Raw genomic sequence first — 20,123 nt, forward strand, 5'->3', positions numbered from 1 at the left:
AACATGTGTTGAAAATATCGAATACGACAATTGATTACATGCGTGTTATCGACATGAGAGATGGTCTACCGTTTAATGGTGGTTGCCTAAAGAAATGTGAAAAGGCGGAAAGCTGAAGGCTCAAGGCTCAAGGCTCAAGGCTAAAGGCTGAAGGCTCAAAGCTTAAGGCTCAACGCTCAAGGCTAAAGCTCAAGGCGGTGAATATGGAAAAGATCATGTAACCGTTACAGGTTACAGGTTGCAAGTTTCAGGGAAATACAAAATACAAACTCATTCAACCTGGCATATTTAACCTGCAACATCCGTTACTGCAACAGCAAACTGGCAATCGGCAGCCGGAAACCCTGTTACCTGAAACCTGAAACTTTAATCCTGATACCCGGTAACTGGTAACCGGAAACCGGTAACCATATATCCTGTAACCTGAAACCTGTATTTTTGCTGCATAAACAGAACTGTAGACATATTAGCCAATCCCATTGAATACCTGAAGGGTGTAGGGCCGCAACGGGCCGACCTGCTCAAAAAAGAGCTGAACATTTACACCTTTAAAGACTTGCTCGAACTTGTTCCCTACCGCCACATAGATAAAACCAAAGTGAACCTGGTGCGCGAGATCACACCGCAAACCGATTTCATTCAAATTGCCGGTGTGCTGAAAAGCTTCGGCATCATAGGAGAAAAAAGAGCAAAACGCCTGGTGGCCGAAATAAAAGATGCCACAGGCTCGCTTGAACTCGTTTGGTTCCAGGGCATTAACTATATACAAAAAAACTTAAGCATCGGCCAGGTGTACCTGGTATATGGCAAGGTGAGCTTTTTTCAGGGCCAGCCCCAGATCACTCACCCTGAAATGGAGATCTTTAGCCGGGAAAAGAAAGAAGGCAAAAGCACGCTTGAGCCTGTTTACCCCAGCACCGAAAAATTAAAATCCCGGGGTATGGGAGGCCGGCAGCTGGGGCATTTTACAGAAACTTTGATTAAATTGTTACAGGAAACCAATATTCCTGAAATATTACCGGAATCAGTGCTCACATCCCTTAAACTGATGCCCCGCTTCAAAGCTTTTGTGAACATTCACTTTCCGCCCGACTTTGAAACGTGGCAGCAGGCGCTGGACCGGTTGAAATTTGAAGAGTTTTTCATTGCACAGATCCGGATGGGCCTGTTGCGGCAGCAACGGCACCGCTATTCAAGAGGGGTTGTGTTCAGCCAGGTGGGCGAGATCTTCAACCGCTTTTATGAGCACCACCTGCCGTTTGAGTTAACCAACGCACAGAAAAGAGTTATTAAAGAAATAAGACGCGATACCGGCAGCGGCAAACAGATGAACCGGCTGCTGCAGGGCGATGTGGGCAGTGGTAAAACGATTGTGGCCCTGTTGATATTACTGCTGGCCATTGATAACGGCTACCAGGGTTGCCTGATGGCGCCCACCGAGATCCTCACCCAGCAGCACTATAGTAACATCGCCCGCTTGTTGAAAGATTTGCCGGTAAACGTGCGGCTGCTCACCGGTTCAACCAAAACGCGGGAGCGAAAAGAGATCTTACAGCAACTGGAAGAAGGGATTATACATTTTGTAGTAGGCACCCATGCCCTGCTGGAAGATTCTGTAAAATTCAAAAACCTGGGGCTGGCCATCGTAGATGAACAGCACCGGTTCGGGGTAGCACAACGGGCCCGGTTATGGAACAAAGCGGCCATTCCACCACATGTACTGGTGATGACGGCCACGCCCATTCCGCGTACCCTGGCCATGACGGCCTATGGTGATTTGGACACCAGCATAATAGACGAGCTGCCACCCAACCGCAAACCTATTTTAACCGTACATCGTTATGAGACGGTTCGCAGCCAGGTGATGGATTTTATCAAGGCAGAAATTACGAAAGGACGACAGGCATATATAGTTTTTCCGCTCATTGAAGAATCAGAAAAGCTGGACTACGAAAACCTGATGAAGGGCTACGAAAACGTGCAGGCGTATTTCCCCGAACCAAAATACTGGATCAGCATGGTGCACGGCCGCCAAACAAACGAAGTGCGTGATACCAATATGCAACGATTTAAGACCGGCGACACTCAGATCATGGTTGGTACCACAGTTATTGAGGTAGGGGTCGACGTTCCGAACGCCAGTGTTATGGTCATTGAAAGCGCCGAAAAATTTGGCCTTTCCCAATTGCATCAGCTACGGGGCCGCGTTGGCCGCGGAAGTGAAAAAAGCTTCTGTATATTATTATCTGGCTCAAAACTGAACAATGAAGCCCGGGAACGGTTAAAGATCATGTGTGCCACGAACGACGGTTTCAAAATAGCAGAGAAAGATCTTGAACTGCGTGGTCCCGGCGATATTGAAGGCACGCGTCAAAGCGGCGCCCTGAATTTTAAACTGGCCAGTATCGTTCAGGATAAGCAATGGCTCGAGATCGCCCGGGAAATGGCTGAACGATTGCTGGATACCGATCCCGACCTGAGCTCGGCAGCAAATTTGCAGCTTAAAAGTTACCTGCAGTCGCTTCAGGGAAAAACTGCCTGGAGCAAGATATCGTAGGTATATTGTGACACTGGCGGTCTTATAACACCATAAACTACTTCTGCTTATAGATTTTGTTTGCAATTAAGCGCTTACCCGTAAATTGTAAACGATGAACTGCTTAATTAAGGGGCGTTAACCAGGGAGTAACGTTACTTTTAATTAGTTTCACCTCCTGCGATTTATTATACGCTGCAAGAAGATCTTGCGTTAATATTGTCTGGCAGGTAAGAATAGATTGAGATTTGTTTCAAATTATATAAACGAAAACCGACAGGCATTGGGCAGAATTAGTTTGATCATACTTCTTCTTACCATCACAGCCCTTGAAATAAAAGCTCAGGGCGGGCCATCAACATTTGAATTTACAGAGAACAAAGGCCAATGGGAAAGTAAAATTAAATTCAAAGGTGAATTGCCTGCAGGTGATTTTTACCTGCATCCGAATGGCTTTACCGTAGTGCAGCATAATACCAGCGATCTGCAGCGTTATTTTCACCGGCAGCACGGCGCCGGTGAACAACATACCGCTGACAAAAAAAATGCCCGCACGGTTAAAGACAAAAAATTTGAACCGCAGCAACCGGGCGAAGATACCGCTACCATGCCCGGCTACAAGATCAGGTCGCATGCTTACCAGGTTACTTTCATAGGCGCTGCTGAAAATCCGGTAATAACGCCCGATAAACCATTACCTACCTACAGCAATTATTTTATCGGTAATGATCCTTCCAAATGGCAAAGTAACGTAAAGACCTTCCAGGCGGTGCTGTATAAAAATATTTATCCCAACATCGATGTGCGCTATTACTCCGATAACGGTCACCTGAAATACGACCTCATCGTGAATCCGGGTGGTAACGTGAACAACATCCGCATGCGCTACGAAGGAGCCGATAAATTGCTCATTAAAAATAAAGAGCTGATCATAAGAACATCGGTGGGCGATGTAAAGGAACTTTATCCATATTCCTATCAATTCGATCCGGTTAAAGGCAGGCAGGAAACCAGCTGTTCCTATGTGCTGGCCGATAAAAATACCGTACAGTTCAAAGTAGGCAACTACGCTCCCAACAACATACTTATTATTGACCCTTCGCTGATCTTTTCCTCATTCACAGGCAGCAGAGCGGGCCAATATGGTTTTACGGCAACGCCCGGCCCGGATGGTTCTTTATACTCGGGCGGTATTGTGTTCGGGAACGGTTTCCCGGTATCGCCCGGTGCTTATCAATCTTCTTTCCAGGGCGGATCGACCAATGGTGGTGTAGACATGGGCATCTTTAAATTCAGTCCCGATGGCTCCCAGCGAATGTACGCCACTTACCTGGGCGCTGAAGGCAATGATTACCCGCATAGTCTTATCTGTGATCCGCAGGGCAACCTGGTGGTGATGGGAAGAACCTACTCGTCCCGGTACCCCGGTACGCTGGTGGGTCCCGGCGGCGGCGCTGATATTGCCGTCACCAAATTAAATGCAAACGGTACTGCGATCATCGGTTCGCTGCGCATTGGCGGCGCGGGCGCCGATGGTGTGAACGTGAGTGATATGCAGGAAGGCGGCTCCATCAATTTAACATCAACACTACGCTTCTACGGCGATGACTCGCGCAGTGAAGTGACTTTGGATAATAGCGGAAACATTTACGTGGCCGCACAAACGCGTTCAGATAATTTCAGGATCATCGGTTCTGTATTCGGCACCGCCTCAGGCGGCGGCCAGGATGGTGTGGTAATGAAAATAGACCCTACCTGTAACAATGTGATCTGGAGCAGTTACCTCGGCGGCAGTGGTGATGATGGCGCTTTTGTCATTTCCGTTAACCCGGGCAACAATGATATTTATGTGGGCGGCGCCACCACCAGCACCAATTTTCCCGGTAACAAAAGCGGCGTATACCAGGGCGGCAGCCAGGGCGCTACCGATGGTTTTGTAGCCCAGATAGCCAATAACGGTTCTACCATCATCCGCAGCACCTATATGGGCACGGGCGCTTTTGATGCCGTATACGGCATCAAGTTCGACAGAATGAATATCCCTTACATTATGGGTATTACGGAAGGCACCTGGCCCATCGTAAATGCAGCCTATAATGGCGGTAATTCCAGGCAATTCATTGCGAAACTACAGCCAGATCTTTCCGGCTTTGTTTATTCAACAACATTCGGTAACGGTGCCGCGCGCCCGAACATTTCGCCGGTGGCTTTCCTGGTAGACCGGTGTGAGAATGTGTATATTTCCGGCTGGGGCGGCTGGATCTCGGCCAATGGCCGCGACCCCTTTAATATGTCGGGCGTAGCAGGCATGCCTATTACCCCTGATGCGTTGAAAACCGTCACTGACAATCACGATTTTTATTTCATAGTTATAAAGAAAGATGCAGCCTCCCTGTTATATGGCAGCTTCTTTGGCCAAAGCGGCGGCGAAGGCGAACACGTAGATGGCGGCACCAGCCGCTATGACGCCCAGGGCGTAATATACCAGGCCATCTGCGCCAACTGTTTCGGCAGCTCGGTAGGCAATATTTCAGCGCCCTACCCTATTACACCCGGCGTATGGGGCCCCGTGAACGGTACCGGCACTTCGAACTGTAACCTGGCGGCGGCCAAGATCGCGTTCAACTTTGCCGGGGTGGCATCGGGCCCGCAACCTTATTTCAATGGCGCGGTAGACTCGCTTGGTTGTGTGCCTTTCACTGTTACCCTGAAGGATACGGTTCTCAATGCGAAAAGTTACGTATGGTCGTTTGGCGATGGCACACCTGATGTTAGCACGACCGATGTTGAGGTAACGCATACCTTTGGCGCCGTGGGCGATTACCGGGTACGGTTGATCGCCATTGACTCTACCACCTGTAACATCCGCGACACTGCCTATGTGAACATACATGTACGTGCCGACAAGGCCGACCTGGCTTTTCTTACCAACAAATTACAGCCTTGCGAATCGCTGAATTACCGGTTTGAAAATACCACCGGCTTCCCACCCACAAAACCCTTCCAGGCCAGCAGCTTTACCTGGGATTTTGGGGATGGTACCCGCGTAACACCCGGCGACCGCGTAGTTGAGCATTCCTATGCATCGGCCGGCACCTATAAAACGAGATTGATATTACACGATACAGCCTATTGTAACTCGCCGGATTCCATTGAGAAAGAATTGCGCGTGTCGCCGCTGGTAGACGCCCGGTTCGAAACACCGCCGTCTGGTTGCGCACCGTATACGGCTGTTTTCAATAACACATCACTGGCCGGCCAGGAGTTCTATTGGGATTTTGGCGATGGCACCACTTCCAACGAAGTGAACCCGGTTCACGTATATAACAATATTGGAACTTACCGGGTAACACTGCGGGTTGTTGATACCAGCACCTGTAACAAAGAGGACGCTACCTATATGGACATTGGCGTGCATCCGCTGCCTACCGCCGATTTCTCGGTAGCGCCCGTTCCGCCGGTGACCAACCGGCCTACGGTATTCACTAATTTATCGACCGGGGGCACTCGATATGTATGGCTGTTTGGCGATGGCGATTCTACCATCAAAACCACGATGGATACAGTTGGCCATCAGTACAATTCAACCGGTACGTTCAATGCCTGCCTCATTACCTTCAATGAGTTCAATTGCAGTGATACGATCTGTAAACCTGTGGAAGCGCTGATAGATCCGTTATTGGATGTACCCAACGCATTTACACCGGGCCGCTTTGGCAGGAACAGCTATATTTCTGTTGCGGGCTTTGGCATTGCCAAAATGAGCTGGAAGATCTATAACCGTTGGGGACAACTGGTATTTGAAACGAATAACCGGAAAGTGGGCTGGGATGGCACCTACAAAGGCCAGCCGCAACCCATGGATGTATATGCCTACACGCTCGACGTGGAATTTTCCGACGGAAGAAAACTAAGAAAGACAGGTGATATTACGTTAATACGCTAAACGCGGAACGCGAAACGCCAAACGCCGAACGCTAAAGGCTGAAGGCCAAAGGCAACGCCAGCGTTTGAAATCGGGATGCCCGCCTACAGGCGGCAGTCTGAAAATGCAGGAATAGGCCTTAAGCGTTAGGTCTTGCGCCTTAGGCTTTTGGCGTTAGGCCTTGCGCCTTAAGCTTTTGGCGTAAGCGTTAAGCCCTGAGCGTTATGCGTTTTGATAATAATACGTTAAAGCTCCCTGAAAGCTTGACGGTGGTACAACAAATTGTAATTTTAGAACAGGTGGTTATGAAGACATTTACAGAAACTAAAACAGTGCGGCCTCCTGTGACCCGGGACATTTTAAACCGATTTCTACAAACGGCGATGCTGCCATTTTTATGTATCGTGTGCTTTTGGTTCCCAGCAACAGCGCAGGATCTGCATTTTTCGCAATGGTTTAACTCCCCGCTCACTACCAATCCGGCCAATACCGGATTTATTCCCGATGCCGACTACCGGGTGGGTATCAATTACCGCAATCAGTGGTCAACGATCATGAGCGTTCCCTACAAAACAATGAGCATCTGGGGCGATGCGCAGGTATTCAGAGATCGTATCGAAAGCGGCTGGCTGGGTTTGGGCGGCGTTATTCTTCGCGATGTAGCCGGTTCAGGCAGCCTCACGTCAACGAAAATATACGCTTCGGCAGCCTATCACCAGATGCTGGGGGTAGCGCATTTGTTATCGGCCGGCTTCAATGTAGGCTGGGCCAACAAACGCATCAATACCACCGATCTTAAATTTCCCGACCAGTTCGATGGCAAGTTCTTCGACAGCAACCTGCCTACCAGTGTTGTGCTCGATCAGCCTAATGTAAATTATTTCGATATGCAGGTGGGCGTAAACTATGCCTACTTCCCTACCGACAGGCTGTATATTAACGGAGGTATCTCTGTATGGCATATTAACCAGCCACGTGAATCGTTCTTTTACAATGATGCGGCCGACTTCGACTCCCGCATTCCCCGCCGGTACAACGCTTTTGCCAATGCCAGCATAAAACTGAACGACCAGGTGATCGTGAATCCCATGGCTTATTTCAGCAGCACGGCGAAAGCCAGTGAGCTGGTAGCCGGTGGTAATGTGCAGTACAATCTCTCAGGCGATGGCGAAACCCAATTGCTCGGCGGTTTATATTATCGCCCGGGCGATGCAGTGATCCCCATGATAGGCTTTGAGTGGAAGACCATTAAGCTCATGTTCACTTATGATGCTACCACCTCATCGCTGAAACAATATAACCATTCCCGCGGCGCTTTTGAATTTGCCCTGCTGCGGCACGGGTTCTATAATGAATACAACGGGGACAGAAGACAATCGATGTGTCCATCATTTAAATATTAGAATACGGCTTCGCAGTAATTTATATTATTGCAACCTTCCTATAATTACACTTTGAAAACGCAAATCTTGGTTAAACATATCCTGGTGGCAATAGCGCTTATCAGCAGCGCTGTTCGATCAGTAGCGCAAGGTCCATCCACTTTTGAGTTTACCGAAAATAAAGGACAGTGGGACAAACAGGTTACTTTCAAAAGCGATCTGCCCACCGGCAATTTCTTTCTTCAGAAGAACGGCTTTACCGTTGTACAACATAATACAGAAGACCTTCAGCAGCTGCATGATGGTCACGAGGCCAGCCTAACCGGTCGCAGCGGTACCAACAGACCAAAAACAAAGAACAGCCCTTCGTTACCTGCCCGGATTGCCGGTAACAGCTTCACCATTCGATCGCATGCCTACAAAGTGCAGTTCATAGGCGCCGCCGAAAACCCTGAAATTATTCCCGACAAAGTATTACCTGGTTACAGCAATTATCTTATCGGCAATGATCCTTCCAAATGGCGAACCAATATAAAAAGCTGCCAGGCGGTGATCTATAAAAATATTTATCCGAACATCGATGTGCGGTATTATTCAGAGAGCGGCCGGTTGAAATACGATATCATCGTGAATCCCGGCGGGGACCCCGGCAATATCGTCATGAAATACGATGGGGCCGATAAGCTGTCGGTAAAGAACAGTGAGCTGGTCATAAAAACAAGTGTAGGTGAAGTGAGAGAGCTTTACCCCTACTCTTATATATTCGATAAAATACATGGTAAACAGGAAACATCCTGTGCTTATAAACTGGAGGGTAAAAATATCGTTCGGTATAAAACCGCCGATTATGCGAAGACCAGTACGCTGGTGATCGATCCGGCAATCATCTTCTCTACGTTTACCGGCTCTACCACCGATGAATATGGGTTCACCGCCACGCCCGGCCCCGATGGGTCGCTGTTCTCAGGCAGTATCGTGTTCAGTCCGGGCGGTTTTCCGGTTTCACCCGGGGCTTATAAGACCACGCACTCGGGCGGTAGCGTCAGGGGCATCGACATAGGCATTTTCAAGTTCAGTCCCAACGGCGCCAACCGCGTGTATGCCACTTACCTGGGCGGTACCGAAGATGATGTTCCCCACAGTTTGTATTGCGATAACCAGGGTAACCTGGTGGTATTGGGCAGAAGCTATTCCTCCGATTATCCGGGTACGCTTCACGGTCCTGGTGGCGCCTGTGATATGATCGTCACCAAGCTGAACGCCACCGGCACTGCCATTATTGGCTCCATGCGCATAGGCGGTACACAAAACGATGGTTTGAATATTGAAGATCAGCTCGTCACCCGCAGCACAACCAATCCATTCCGCAGTGTTTCCCTGCTCAGGAACTATGGCGATCACTCGCACAGTGAAGTGATCCTGGATGATGCCGGCTTTATTTACGTGGCCGGACAATCGCAGTCAGACGATTTTCCGATGCGGGGCGGTGGTTTTCAAAATAAGAGAGCCGGCGCACAGGATGGTGTAGTGCTCAAAATAAATCCCAATTGCAATTCGATCCTCTGGAGCTCCTTTCTCGGCGGGTCGGCCGATGATGCAGCCTTTGTACTGGCCTTACAACCAAACACCAACGATATTTATGTAGCCGGCGGCACATCGAGCGCTAACCTGCCGGGTACCGTACCTGGTTTCCAGAACAGGTTTATCAGCGATACCCTTGTTGGTAATATTGATGGCTACGTTACTATTTTCTCCAATGACGGCACAATTATAAAACGCACCACGTATTTGGGCACTAAACAGATCGACCTGGTGTACGGCATCCAGTTCGACCAGTTTAACTACCCGTATGTAATGGGTACCAGCCGGGGCGACTGGCCGGTTATCAATGCCGTCTACAGCAATCCGGGTACGAAACAATTTGTCAGCAAACTGAAACCTGACCTAACGGGCATTGAATATTCCACCACTTTTGGCAGCGGCGGCAGACCCAATATATCCCCTGTAGCGTTCATGGTTGACCGTTGCGAAAATGTGTATGTATCCGGCTGGGGCGGCTGGCATTCAAATTCCAGAGACCCTTACGACCTGGGCGGCGTAGCCAATATGCCGATAACGCGGGATGCCCTGAAATCGGTGACTGATGACCGTGACTTTTATTTCATCGTGTTGGAAAGGAACGCAGCCTCCCTGTTATATGGCACTTACTTCGGACAGAACGGCGGTTTTGGCGAACACGTGGATGGAGGCACCAGCCGCTTCGATAAACAGGGCGCCATTTACCAGGCCATTTGCGCTAACTGTTTTGGCAACACGACCAGTTCCTCCCCCATTACCCAGCCCTACCCCACAACACCAGGCGTATGGGCGGCCAGGAACGGAACGGGCAATGTTGGTTGTAACCTCGGCGCTGTAAAGATCCTGTTCAATTTTTCCGGTGTTGGCTCTGGTCCTAAAGCATATTTCAACGGTAATTTCGATACGGTTGGCTGTGTGCCCTTCACATTGAATTTCGCCGATACCGTACTCGATGCCAAAAGTTATGAATGGAATTTCGGTGATGGAACGCCCGATGTAAAGACCACCGGATACAACGTGACGCATACATTTACTTCAGTGGGTACCTACCGGGTGCGGCTGATCGCAATAGACTCCAGTTCCTGTAATATCCGCGACACCGCTTATTTAAATATTTATGTACGTGATGATGAAGCGCACATTAGTTATACAGTCAAAAAATTAGACCCCTGCGAATCGCTGAACTATGAGTTTGTCAATACTTCCACCTTCCCGCCCGGCAAACCTTTTAATGCCAATAGCTTTACGTGGGAATTTGGGGATGGTACCCGCATTACACCGGGCGCGCAAACCATACAGCATTCCTATGGCTCTTCGGGCACCTATTTAACCAGGTTAATCTTAAACGATACGGCTTACTGTAACTCGCCTGATACTGCATTGCACGAGTTGCGGGTATCGCCGCTGGTAGATGCCCGTTTCGAAACGCCACCCTCAGGATGCGCGCCCTATACAGCCATCTTTAACAACACGTCGCTGGCGGGGCAGCAATTCTCCTGGGATTTTGGTGATGGCACCGGTTCATCGGAAGTGAACCCTGTGTATACCTATCCGAATGTGGGCACTTACCGGGTCTCCCTGATCGTGATCGACACCAACACCTGTAATAAAACGGATACCACCATACGAGAGATTAACGTGTATCCAAAACCTGTAGCCGATTTCGCCTTCTCGCCCGTAACGCCTGAGGTGAATAAACCTACCATCTTTACGAATTTGTCGGGCCCTGCCGTAGAGTACCAATGGCATTTTGGCGATGGGGAACAGGTTACTAAAAGAACGGCTGATACTGTCATGCATCAGTTCAATGCTACCGGCACATTTGATGTTTGCCTGGTGGCTGTGTCTGAGAATTATTGCACCGATACGATATGTAAACCGGTACAGGCATTGATCAATCCGTTGCTTGATGTGCCCAATGCCTTTACACCCGGCCGCTTTGGCCGCAACGGCATTGTAATGGTAACCGGTTTTGGTATTGCCAAAATGAACTGGCGCATTTATAATCGCTGGGGAAAGCTGGTATTTGAAACGCAGGATCGCCGCATCGGCTGGGATGGCACCCATAAAGGCCAGCTGCAACCAATGGATGTGTATGCCTACACGTTAGACGTAGAGTTCTTCGACGGGCAGAAGCTGCGGAAGACGGGAGATATTACATTAATACGCTAAACGCTTAACGCCGAATGCTTAACGCTTAAGGCCTAACGCTTGTTCCGGAATTTTGAAACTGCCGCCTGCAGGCCGGCATCCTTTCATTTAAACGCTGGCTTTGCCTTTAGCTTTATGCCTTCAGCCTTTAGCCTTCAGCTTTCAGCCTTTGGCCTTTAGCCTTCAGCCTTTTGTGGCCGAAGGTCCAGAGATGGAGCTGAAACTGTATTTCATTAGCTAATTAGGTAATTAGCTAATTACCTTACCGGTGCTGTTCATACTTATTAGCCACTACTGCATTTTGCAAGATCGCCATTTCCTCAACGGTAAGTGCGGGCGTCTGCAGCACGGCAACGGCTTCTTCCAACTGCTGCATTGTCCTGATACCGGCCACGGCTGCTGTAAGAGCCGGATGCTGTAATACAAAGCGAATGGCTGTTTGCGCTGCATTGCGCTGCCTGTTCGAGACGGCATCGATGGCAGCAGCGGCCTGCTCCACTTCCTGCGGCGAATAATTCAGGTAAGTCTTCGATGGTTTATTCACCAGTAAGCCCTGTGCTACCGCACCTCTTGCCAGCACGCCGATGTTATTTTCCTGTAAAAGTGACAAACATGTTTCTTCGGGCCGTCGGTCTAACAAACTATACTGCATCATCACGCTCACAATGTTCGACCGTTTGATATATTCCCTGATCACATTGGGGCGAATAGATGAAATGCCATAATACCTGATCTTTCCCTGCTGCTTTAACAACTCAAAGGCTTCAATGGTCTCGCCTATGGGATCATCGATGGTGCCGCCATGCAACTGGTACAGATCGATATAATCGGTTTGCAGCCGTTGCAGGCTCTTTTCCACCTGGTTCAGAATATATTCCTTGCGCGGATTCCAGTCCCACCCGCTGCCATCTTCGCGCCATTGATTGCCCACCTTGGTGGCTATATACAGGTTCTGGCGATGCGGTTTAAGCGCTTTGCCAACAGATACTTCATTCATGCCCTTTGCATACAGGTCGGCGGTATCAAAAAAGTTAATGCCGAGGTCAAATGCCCGGTGCAGGATCTTCTCATTAGCAGCATCATCGTCGCCCAATGACATACAACCAAAGCCAATGCGGCTGATATGCAGGTCTGACTTACCTAATTGTACATATTCCATAATGGCATAAATATAAACTAAAAGCAAAAAAGGTGTGCCACACTTTGAAAGTGTGGCACACCTTAGTTATAAGGAAATATTATAGTGCTAAATTACCATCTGAAATCGAAATAGATACTGCCGCTCAGTTGCTCATTGGCGCTTTTCAGGCTTTTGGTAGCTACATTGTCAGCCGGCTTGGTGCCCAAACCGCTGATGTGGTGCATGAAGCCAATGTTCCCGTTATCAGGGAAGGGTGCGGTGCTGAACTCATTCAGCAGGGCGCCGCCCTGTTTCAACGGACTGAACATTTGCAGGAACATGTTTGGCTGATCGGTATAGAAAGTGAAGTTACCCATGTTTGTCTGGAACTGAACCCAGTAAACATCAGCGTGCCATCCTTTGAACTCGGCATTATTACCGCCGCGGTTCGATTTTTCCCATACGCCTAGCTGTTGTCCTTTCAGGCGGTTCTTCCAAACCTGGAAGGGGCCACGGCCAAACCACTTCATACCAACGATCTTTTCTTCGGGATATTTAAAAGTGATGCCAACGTATTCGCCAGGCGATTTCATGGAGTATGAATAATCCATCCGGGGCAGGTCGCCGGTGTGGAATGTCCATTTAACATTCAAGGTATTCTCTCCTTTATAAGTAACATCAACGGTATGCGTGTTGTCTTTTACCAGGTGTTTAAAATCGGCCAAAGTATAACCAGAAACGCCTGCCAGGAACGGACCATTGAAAGGAAGGTCACGTTTACCTACATATACTTTTGTAAGGTTACCATTCTTTTTATCGAAGATATAGTTGATACCATCGCATACCAGCGACAGGTGCTCAGGATCTTCCGTACGCATGATAGTAGAGATAGAAGCTACTTCAGGACTGGTCTTAACCACATCTTCCGGCTTCATGATGGGGAAGGTCCAGGTATATACTTCCTTATCCTTGTTATCCAATACACTTAATACGAGGGCGCTGCAATGGATCCAGGGCTGGGTGAAGTTAAACTTCAACTGACCTTTCTCGCCAGGGCCGGTATAAGGTGATTCTACTTTTCCTTCTTCAACCACCAATGGCTCCAGCGTCTTCTGCGTGGCCTTGGGGAACAGCACCAGTTTCCAGTTGAATTTTAACCTGGTAAGGTTGGTATACAGGAACTTGTTCTCCACATTAATCACGCCATTGAACGAAGAGGTCAGGTTGCTGATATCAAAAGACAGTGGCGCCCAGATCTCTTTGATGGCATAATAGCTGGCCCATTTTTCTTTTGATTTGATATCATAGCCGCTGGCGGATTCAATCCCATTCTCATCACGGTAAGAAGCAAGGAAGGTACCGGAGAATTTAGATGATTTGCTCATCTCTGTCCAGAACTCATCTAACCCAGCTGCACGACCGCCGTTATAGATACCATTCCCAATTTCTACAGGTGTAAAGGCTTCTGTGCCATAAATAATAGAGTTGGCTACCGAATTGAAATCTGAATTCTTTTTACCTTCTTTGGCTACGGGATGAATTACATACCGGTTCTGTACATCGTACAGGTCAAATTCCTTATCCAGCTCTTTATTGCTGGCATGTTCGGGACCGGTTGACCAGCATACTACAGAAGGATGGTTCAAACCGCTGAACACAACATCTTTGATCATTTTCTTTGGATCAGGACCAGTAAGCTCGCTGATCACAAATAAACCGATGGAATCGCACAGGTCGAAGAAGTGCGGGTCAACGGGATAATATGATAACCGAACGGCGTTCATGTTCAGGTCCTTCATGGTATTGATGTCTGACAGGTAAGCTTCTTCAGATGTTCTTGCATTACCCAGTTCAGCGCTGCGGCGATTGATACCTTTGAAGATCACTTTCACGCCGTTAACGTAAATACCATCAGGCTTTGACTCTACCGTACGGAAACCGAATTTTTTGGTAAACGTGTATAATACTTGTTTGGATGCGTCTTTTAATGTCAATACGATCTGGTACAGGTGCGGGTTCTCGGGGTTCCATGTTCTGATCATGGAAAACTGCTTTTTGATATCCGCTTTTTCAGCAGCATTCACCGTTGAAGGTTCGCCCAGGGGTTTACCGTTGGGATCCAACACCTGGAACTCGATGGTTTGACCGGGTTGAATACCACTGCTGAATACCTGCATCGTAAAGTCGCCGGATGCTTTGGCATCGATAGTTACCCTCTCTATATAAGAATCGAAGACCCTGTTGTGGGCTGCTGTGCTATAAAAATTATTATTGGCAAGTCCCTGTTGTCCCAGTAAGGCAGGCAGCGGCAGCTTGGCTCTAATATTGTTATTGGCACGATCGTTGGAACCATAAAGACCTCTCAATGCGGAATGGTCTTCAGCTGTCCCTAAACTCGGGTGGGTTGCGGTTCCCTGTGCAAGCGCCTGGGTTAAAATCCCATGCATGATCAACAAATGCAGGATAGTCTTTTTCATTTCAGGTGTATGGATAAGTAGCTACTAAATAAGATATCAGACATAACCGTATAAAAACTACTGACCAGATATATAACTCGCCAGCAGTAAGAATACCTCAGCGGTTACTCTTCTCTGCGGTTTTTGTTGGCGGGGTTATACTTTATCCTATAGTTGTAGCATGTTTAGCGAAACAGTTTTTATTGAACAGAAATGGTACTTTTCCTTATTCAATTACCGCAACGCACACATGCATTACAGGAAACATCTATAGGTAGTTTCTACGACCGGTGCAATATAATACTAAATTTTGTTTTGTCTAAGCGTTTTAAATCCTTTCGATGCTTCTTATATTTTGCCTGCCGTTCTTGCTTTCTATTTTTAGAAACAACTTTATATTATTGCTTCAATATCAATTCAATTTCATTCAGCTCTTCATGTGAGAACTGCCTGTTACCAAGACAGGCCAGGTTATTATCCAACTGTTCTGTTGAGCTTACGCCTATCAGCACTGTTGTTATGCGTTTGTCTTTCAGCAGCCAGCTGAGCGCCATTTGCGCCAGTGACTGGTTACGCCGTTTGGCTATTGCATGGAGCTTTGTTATTTTCTCCAGCTTCTCAGGTGTAATTTCTTCCGACTTCAAAAATCCATGCGCTTTTGACGCTCTTGAATCGGCCGGTATACCTTTCAGGTATCTGTCGGTCAACAATCCCTGCGCCAATGGCGAGAAAGGAATACACCCTACGCCATATTGTTCCAGCACGTCCAACAATCCGTCTTCCACCCACCTTTCAAACATCGAATACTTCGGTTGATGTATGAGGCATGGGGTGCCTGCCTGTTTTAATATTTCCAGCGCTCTTTTTGCTTCGGGTGCTTTATAATTCGAAATGCCTACATACAATGCCTTTCCACTTTTCACGATATCATGCAGGGCCATCATGGTTTCTTCCAGGGGCGTTTCAGGATCGGGCCGGTGCGAATAAAAGATGTCGACATAATTTAACCGCATCCGTTTTAAACTTTGGTCGAGGCTTGCCATCAGGTATTTCCTCGAGCCCCAATTACCGTATGGGCCTTCCCACATCAGATAACCTGCCTTGGATGAAATGATCAGCTCATCGCGCAGGTTACCGCTGAAATCCTTCTTCAACATGGCCCCGAAATTCTCTTCTGCCGAACCGGGCGGTGGCCCGTAATTGTTCGCCAGGTCGAAATGGGTGATGCCTTTGTCAAATGCATGCCGGACGATCCGGCGTGCATTCTTGAAATCGTCTACGCCGCCGAAATTATGCCATAACCCCAGGGACAAAGCAGGCAACAATAAACCACTGTTGCCGCAACGGTTGTACGTCATGGAGTCATAACGGGGTGAAGACGGGGTATATGCCATCTTAGTTATTGATTAATGTAATGCTGAAAATTAGTTGAAAAGCACGATCCTGAAGCCACGGCAGCATTGAGCGCTTATACACATATCCCATATTATTCAATGCGTAATATATATAACGCTTATTACTACTTATTAAGTACGTATAGATAAGAATAATACTTTAGCTACCGGGATCTTACTGTACTCAGACCTACACATCGGCCCTGGTTTAACCTATACCATTGTTAAACGCAACATCCTTTATTTAATTATGTTCAAACATAAAACTAACAACTGTTCTTTTAACAATTTATTACAGGCAGGGCCTGTGTTTCATGGGATAACTGCCTGCTGAGCAAGGACTAACGCAGGCATCGGGGGAGGCGGGGCAGTTAGCGGGATATTTTGGGGGAAAAACGAAAAAACCAGGCTGCCCGGGACCTGCGGGCAGCCTGGAAAGGAAAGAGTTACCAGTTTATAGTTTACAGTTCAAAGTTTATAGTTCACAAAGGTTCAAAGTTAAGGTTCATGCCGGTTTCCTGTTTCCGGTTGCCGGGAATGGTATTATGGAGTTATATAATGAAAAGCAAACCATTCGTCTTTAGCGGCATCATAGCTGGTGCCCAGCCAGATGCCTTTTGTCCTGTAATCGGACGGCCATCCTTTCACTACTTTGATCGTAGTTGCTGCAGGACTCAACCCGTGACCCGGATTCTGCAACAGTACGTTACCCACCAGTTTGATCTCATTCCTTGTTTCATCGATCGTGAAGGTGCCGGTGCTCATTGTTCCATTCTGAAAGCGGGTGTAACCGCCGCTATTATCAAAACGGATCCATGCATCTTTCACCGCTGCATCCCAGGTTTCATTCCAACCCCAATCGTATGTTGAGTTCTTGTTGACCGTCCAGCCATTGCCTTTTGCCACCCAGTCAATCGGATTTCCATTTGCGTCAATTACCCAGAAGCGGCCAGGGGCACCAGCCCCGCCGGTAAGTATATTCCTTAATTCACCGGGAGCAAAAACGGGATTGAATCCATCGTCCGGTTTTTTTACCGCCGGCGGGGGTGGAACCCAGTTATCACTGTATTGTTTTGAGATATAGTTAAGCACCTGGTACTCCGGTTTTGTTTTATGCTTTACCGCCAGCTGCATGGTGTTCTCTGTTAGAGTAAGCACTTTCACACTAAGCAAATTGGCAGCGTCGGCCGGGGTAAACGCTACGCCAAGGACAGTAGCGTTACTGGTAGTGATGGTCAATGTGTTTATATCAAAATAGTAGGTGCCTGATTCGGTATTTACACCTGCAACTCCTTTATGATCAGTATTCAGATAAGGGCCGCCTTTAAGGCTGAAAGTCATGAAGCCGTAATCTATTTTCTCTGCCACCCAGGTATCGTTCAGGTAATTGGGCTCATATTTCCAGCATAGTGGATCAGAAACATCTGAACACTGCGGCCAGATAATACTTTGTCCATCGGGCGCTTTCGTGCTTGCCACATTGTTCTGACCGGCAAAATAGGCGGGACTGGTAAAGAATTTCTGATCTCCGTTTTTATTGGCGTCCAGCAGCCATGTTTTTTCATTTCCCGGACCACCGGTAAGCAATATCCACAACGGATCGCTTACATAGTTCAGGTTATCTTTCGTTACATGAATGGTGACGGGATCCAACTCCACCAGGCCGCCACTGGTAACTGCAGTGCGTTTGATCACATAATCACCTTTGAACGCATAGCGTACGGTATCTATACGGCGGGTTGATGAGCCTGTTGCATAGTCCCAATAAGGTTCCACTTTATCTGAGTGATTGATCAGGTAAACCGTATTCCCGCCGTCATCAACGGTTAGGTCCTGCTTTACCTCCATGTTGATTGTTGATTTGTCGGGCGTGCCTGATAAACTGTAGTCTTTCTTTTTGCAGGAAAGTACAGTAAATATCGCCACCAGGACAAACAGCGCAGTTTTATTATAGCGTTTCATTAGTATACTTTTAATGTGTTAATGTTTACCAGCCTGCATTTTGCTTGAGCACATTATTCGATAAAGTGATCTGTGTATAAGGTATTTGCACCAGGCCCCGGGTCTCTGTGATCTTCGACGCCTGAATGGTCTTTGTGACATTTGTGCCACCATTCTGAACGGTCAACGATTCTGCAATAGTTGAAGCAGCAGTGTTCACGCCCTGGCGCAGCAAATCATAATAACGATGGCCTTCACCCGCAAACTCGAGCCTTCTCTCATTCATAATAGCGGCGTGGCTTACCGGCGTTTGGATGAAGTTGGCCCCCCAGGCTCTTTTGCGCACATCATCGAAATATTTTTGGGCATTGGCAGATCCCAGTTCCGCAGCCATTAACAACACATCCGCATAGCGGATAGATACATAGTCCTGGTACTGACCGATCATAAAATTCAATCCGCCCATTTTTTGGGCAAGGCTCGAATCACCGGAAGACATGGGAACATATTTCTTTTGATAATACCCTGTGTATTCACGTTGGTCATTTTTATTCGGATCGAGGAACTCTTCAGCAACTGAAATTATGGAAGCATTTCTGCGGGTATCATTTACATCGTAAGCCTGCCAAAGCTTTGGATTTACGGTTGCACCGCCCCAACCCATTCCATATGGAGCGAAGTTCTTCCCACGAATGCCATACATCACCAACCAGTGATTGCCATCTGCATTGCCATCATAATTGCTGGTAGTGGTATACTTGATAGCGAAAACGGTCTCTTTATTATCCTCCCCTACGTAATTGTTAACAGATGCAGCTGGCCATAAATTCGCAAATTTCTCAACCAGGCCAAAGCCGCCGTTGGTGATCACATCTTCCAGATAAGCAAGTGCCTGCGGTTTTGATACGGCACCTGCCAGGTCTGTTTTGTTGTAATAACCTGTATAATAAAGGAACACCCGGCCGATCAATGATTCAGCCGCCCATTTGGTCACGCGTCCGCGGGTCTGCTGTGACTGACTGCCATAACTTATTGCCGGAAGATTGGCTGCCGCAAATTTCAGGTCATCGGCAATCAGTTTATAAACGCTGTCGGCACTGGCTTGTGGCAGATTCTCAGAAGTAGGCATTGTGAGCAGCGGAATATTGCCCCATAACCTGGCCATATCAAAATAGCAGTAAGCTCTTATAAACCTTGTTTCAGCTTCATATATATTACGCAAACTGTCGCTTCCGTTCCAGTTGATCTGATCAATGCGCGACAGCAGCATGTTGGCCCGGTAAACAGCCTTGTAATAATCGCTCCAGGTGCTGCCGAATAAAGTTTGATCGGACGGCGAACGGAGTTTGTCAAACTCGTCCATCATTTGATATCCCAATCCATCTGAATTACCGGTGCCTCCAAATGCATTGTCAGACATTATTTCTGCCGCTACCGGCAATGCAATACCGTTGGCCCACACCCGTTGCAATCCATCATATACGCCCACCAATGCTTTCCAGGCATCGGATGGTGTTTTGTAGAAGTTCTGGTCTGTACCCGTTGTAACATCCTGGGTATCGAGAAAATTTTTTTTACACGCCATCGACAACAGCCCAATGACCGATATATATATAATTGATTTTTTCATCTTGATCTTT

At 47.8% G+C, this 20,123-nt stretch carries 9 protein-coding genes; 4 read left to right on the plus strand and 5 right to left on the minus strand.

The features are described from left to right. Positions 1–463 precede the first annotated feature (463 nt). From recG to JUB15_RS20240, 4 genes are all read left to right on the plus strand, one after another. The gene (recG, locus tag JUB15_RS20225) at positions 464–2,557 is read left to right on the plus strand and encodes an ATP-dependent DNA helicase RecG (RefSeq protein ID WP_369411572.1); all 2,094 of its coding nucleotides are present in this window, start codon (positions 464–466) and stop codon (positions 2,555–2,557) included. 262 nt (positions 2,558–2,819) lie between these two features. Then, positions 2,820–6,482: a DUF7948 domain-containing protein gene (locus tag JUB15_RS20230; RefSeq protein WP_207514466.1), complete on the plus strand. Its 3,663-nt coding sequence runs from the start codon at positions 2,820–2,822 to the stop codon at positions 6,480–6,482. A gap of 284 nt (positions 6,483–6,766) precedes the next feature. Next, a complete protein-coding gene (locus JUB15_RS20235) occupies positions 6,767–7,864 on the plus strand; it encodes a PorP/SprF family type IX secretion system membrane protein (protein ID WP_207514467.1) in 1,098 nt (365 codons plus the stop codon). Positions 7,865–7,930: 66 nt separating this feature from the next. Further along, positions 7,931–11,593, plus strand: a complete 3,663-nt coding sequence (locus JUB15_RS20240) for a DUF7948 domain-containing protein (RefSeq protein ID WP_242696442.1) — start codon at positions 7,931–7,933, stop codon at positions 11,591–11,593. A gap of 241 nt (positions 11,594–11,834) precedes the next feature. Here JUB15_RS20240 and JUB15_RS20245 read toward each other — a convergent pair whose 3' ends face one another. From JUB15_RS20245 to JUB15_RS20265, 5 genes are all read right to left on the minus strand, one after another. After that, on the minus strand, positions 11,835–12,731 hold the full coding sequence (locus JUB15_RS20245) for an aldo/keto reductase (RefSeq protein ID WP_207514468.1): 897 nt from the start codon (positions 12,729–12,731) through the stop codon (positions 11,835–11,837). A gap of 92 nt (positions 12,732–12,823) precedes the next feature. Further along, positions 12,824–15,169 carry a glycoside hydrolase family 2 TIM barrel-domain containing protein gene (locus tag JUB15_RS20250; RefSeq protein WP_207514469.1) on the minus strand — a complete coding sequence of 782 codons (2,346 nt, stop codon included), beginning with the start codon at positions 15,167–15,169 and terminating at the stop codon, positions 12,824–12,826. 377 nt (positions 15,170–15,546) lie between these two features. After that, a complete protein-coding gene (mgrA, locus tag JUB15_RS20255; RefSeq protein ID WP_207514470.1) occupies positions 15,547–16,542 on the minus strand; it encodes an L-glyceraldehyde 3-phosphate reductase in 996 nt (331 codons plus the stop codon). A 543-nt stretch (positions 16,543–17,085) separates the two neighbouring features. Continuing rightward, the gene (locus JUB15_RS20260) at positions 17,086–18,504 is read right to left on the minus strand and encodes a hypothetical protein (RefSeq protein ID WP_207514471.1); all 1,419 of its coding nucleotides are present in this window, start codon (positions 18,502–18,504) and stop codon (positions 17,086–17,088) included. A 25-nt stretch (positions 18,505–18,529) separates the two neighbouring features. Further along, positions 18,530–20,113, minus strand: a complete 1,584-nt coding sequence (locus JUB15_RS20265; protein WP_207514472.1) for a RagB/SusD family nutrient uptake outer membrane protein — start codon at positions 20,111–20,113, stop codon at positions 18,530–18,532. Positions 20,114–20,123 lie beyond the last annotated feature (10 nt).

The organism is Longitalea luteola (assembly GCF_017356035.1).
GTDB classification, from domain to species: Bacteria; Bacteroidota; Bacteroidia; order Chitinophagales; family Chitinophagaceae; genus Niastella; species Niastella luteola.

Bases quoted from the DNA above. Each gene is read 5' to 3' on its own strand.
- JUB15_RS20235 (WP_207514467.1), top strand. From the start codon at position 6,767: ATGAAGACATTTACAGAAACTAAAACAGTGCGGCCTCCTGTGACCCGG.
- JUB15_RS20245 (WP_207514468.1), bottom strand. From the start codon at position 12,731: ATGGAATATGTACAATTAGGTAAGTCAGACCTGCATATCAGCCGCATT.
- JUB15_RS20250 (WP_207514469.1), bottom strand. From the start codon at position 15,169: ATGAAAAAGACTATCCTGCATTTGTTGATCATGCATGGGATTTTAACC.
- mgrA (WP_207514470.1), bottom strand. From the start codon at position 16,542: ATGGCATATACCCCGTCTTCACCCCGTTATGACTCCATGACGTACAAC.
- JUB15_RS20260 (WP_207514471.1), bottom strand. From the start codon at position 18,504: ATGAAACGCTATAATAAAACTGCGCTGTTTGTCCTGGTGGCGATATTT.
- JUB15_RS20265 (WP_207514472.1), bottom strand. From the start codon at position 20,113: ATGAAAAAATCAATTATATATATATCGGTCATTGGGCTGTTGTCGATG.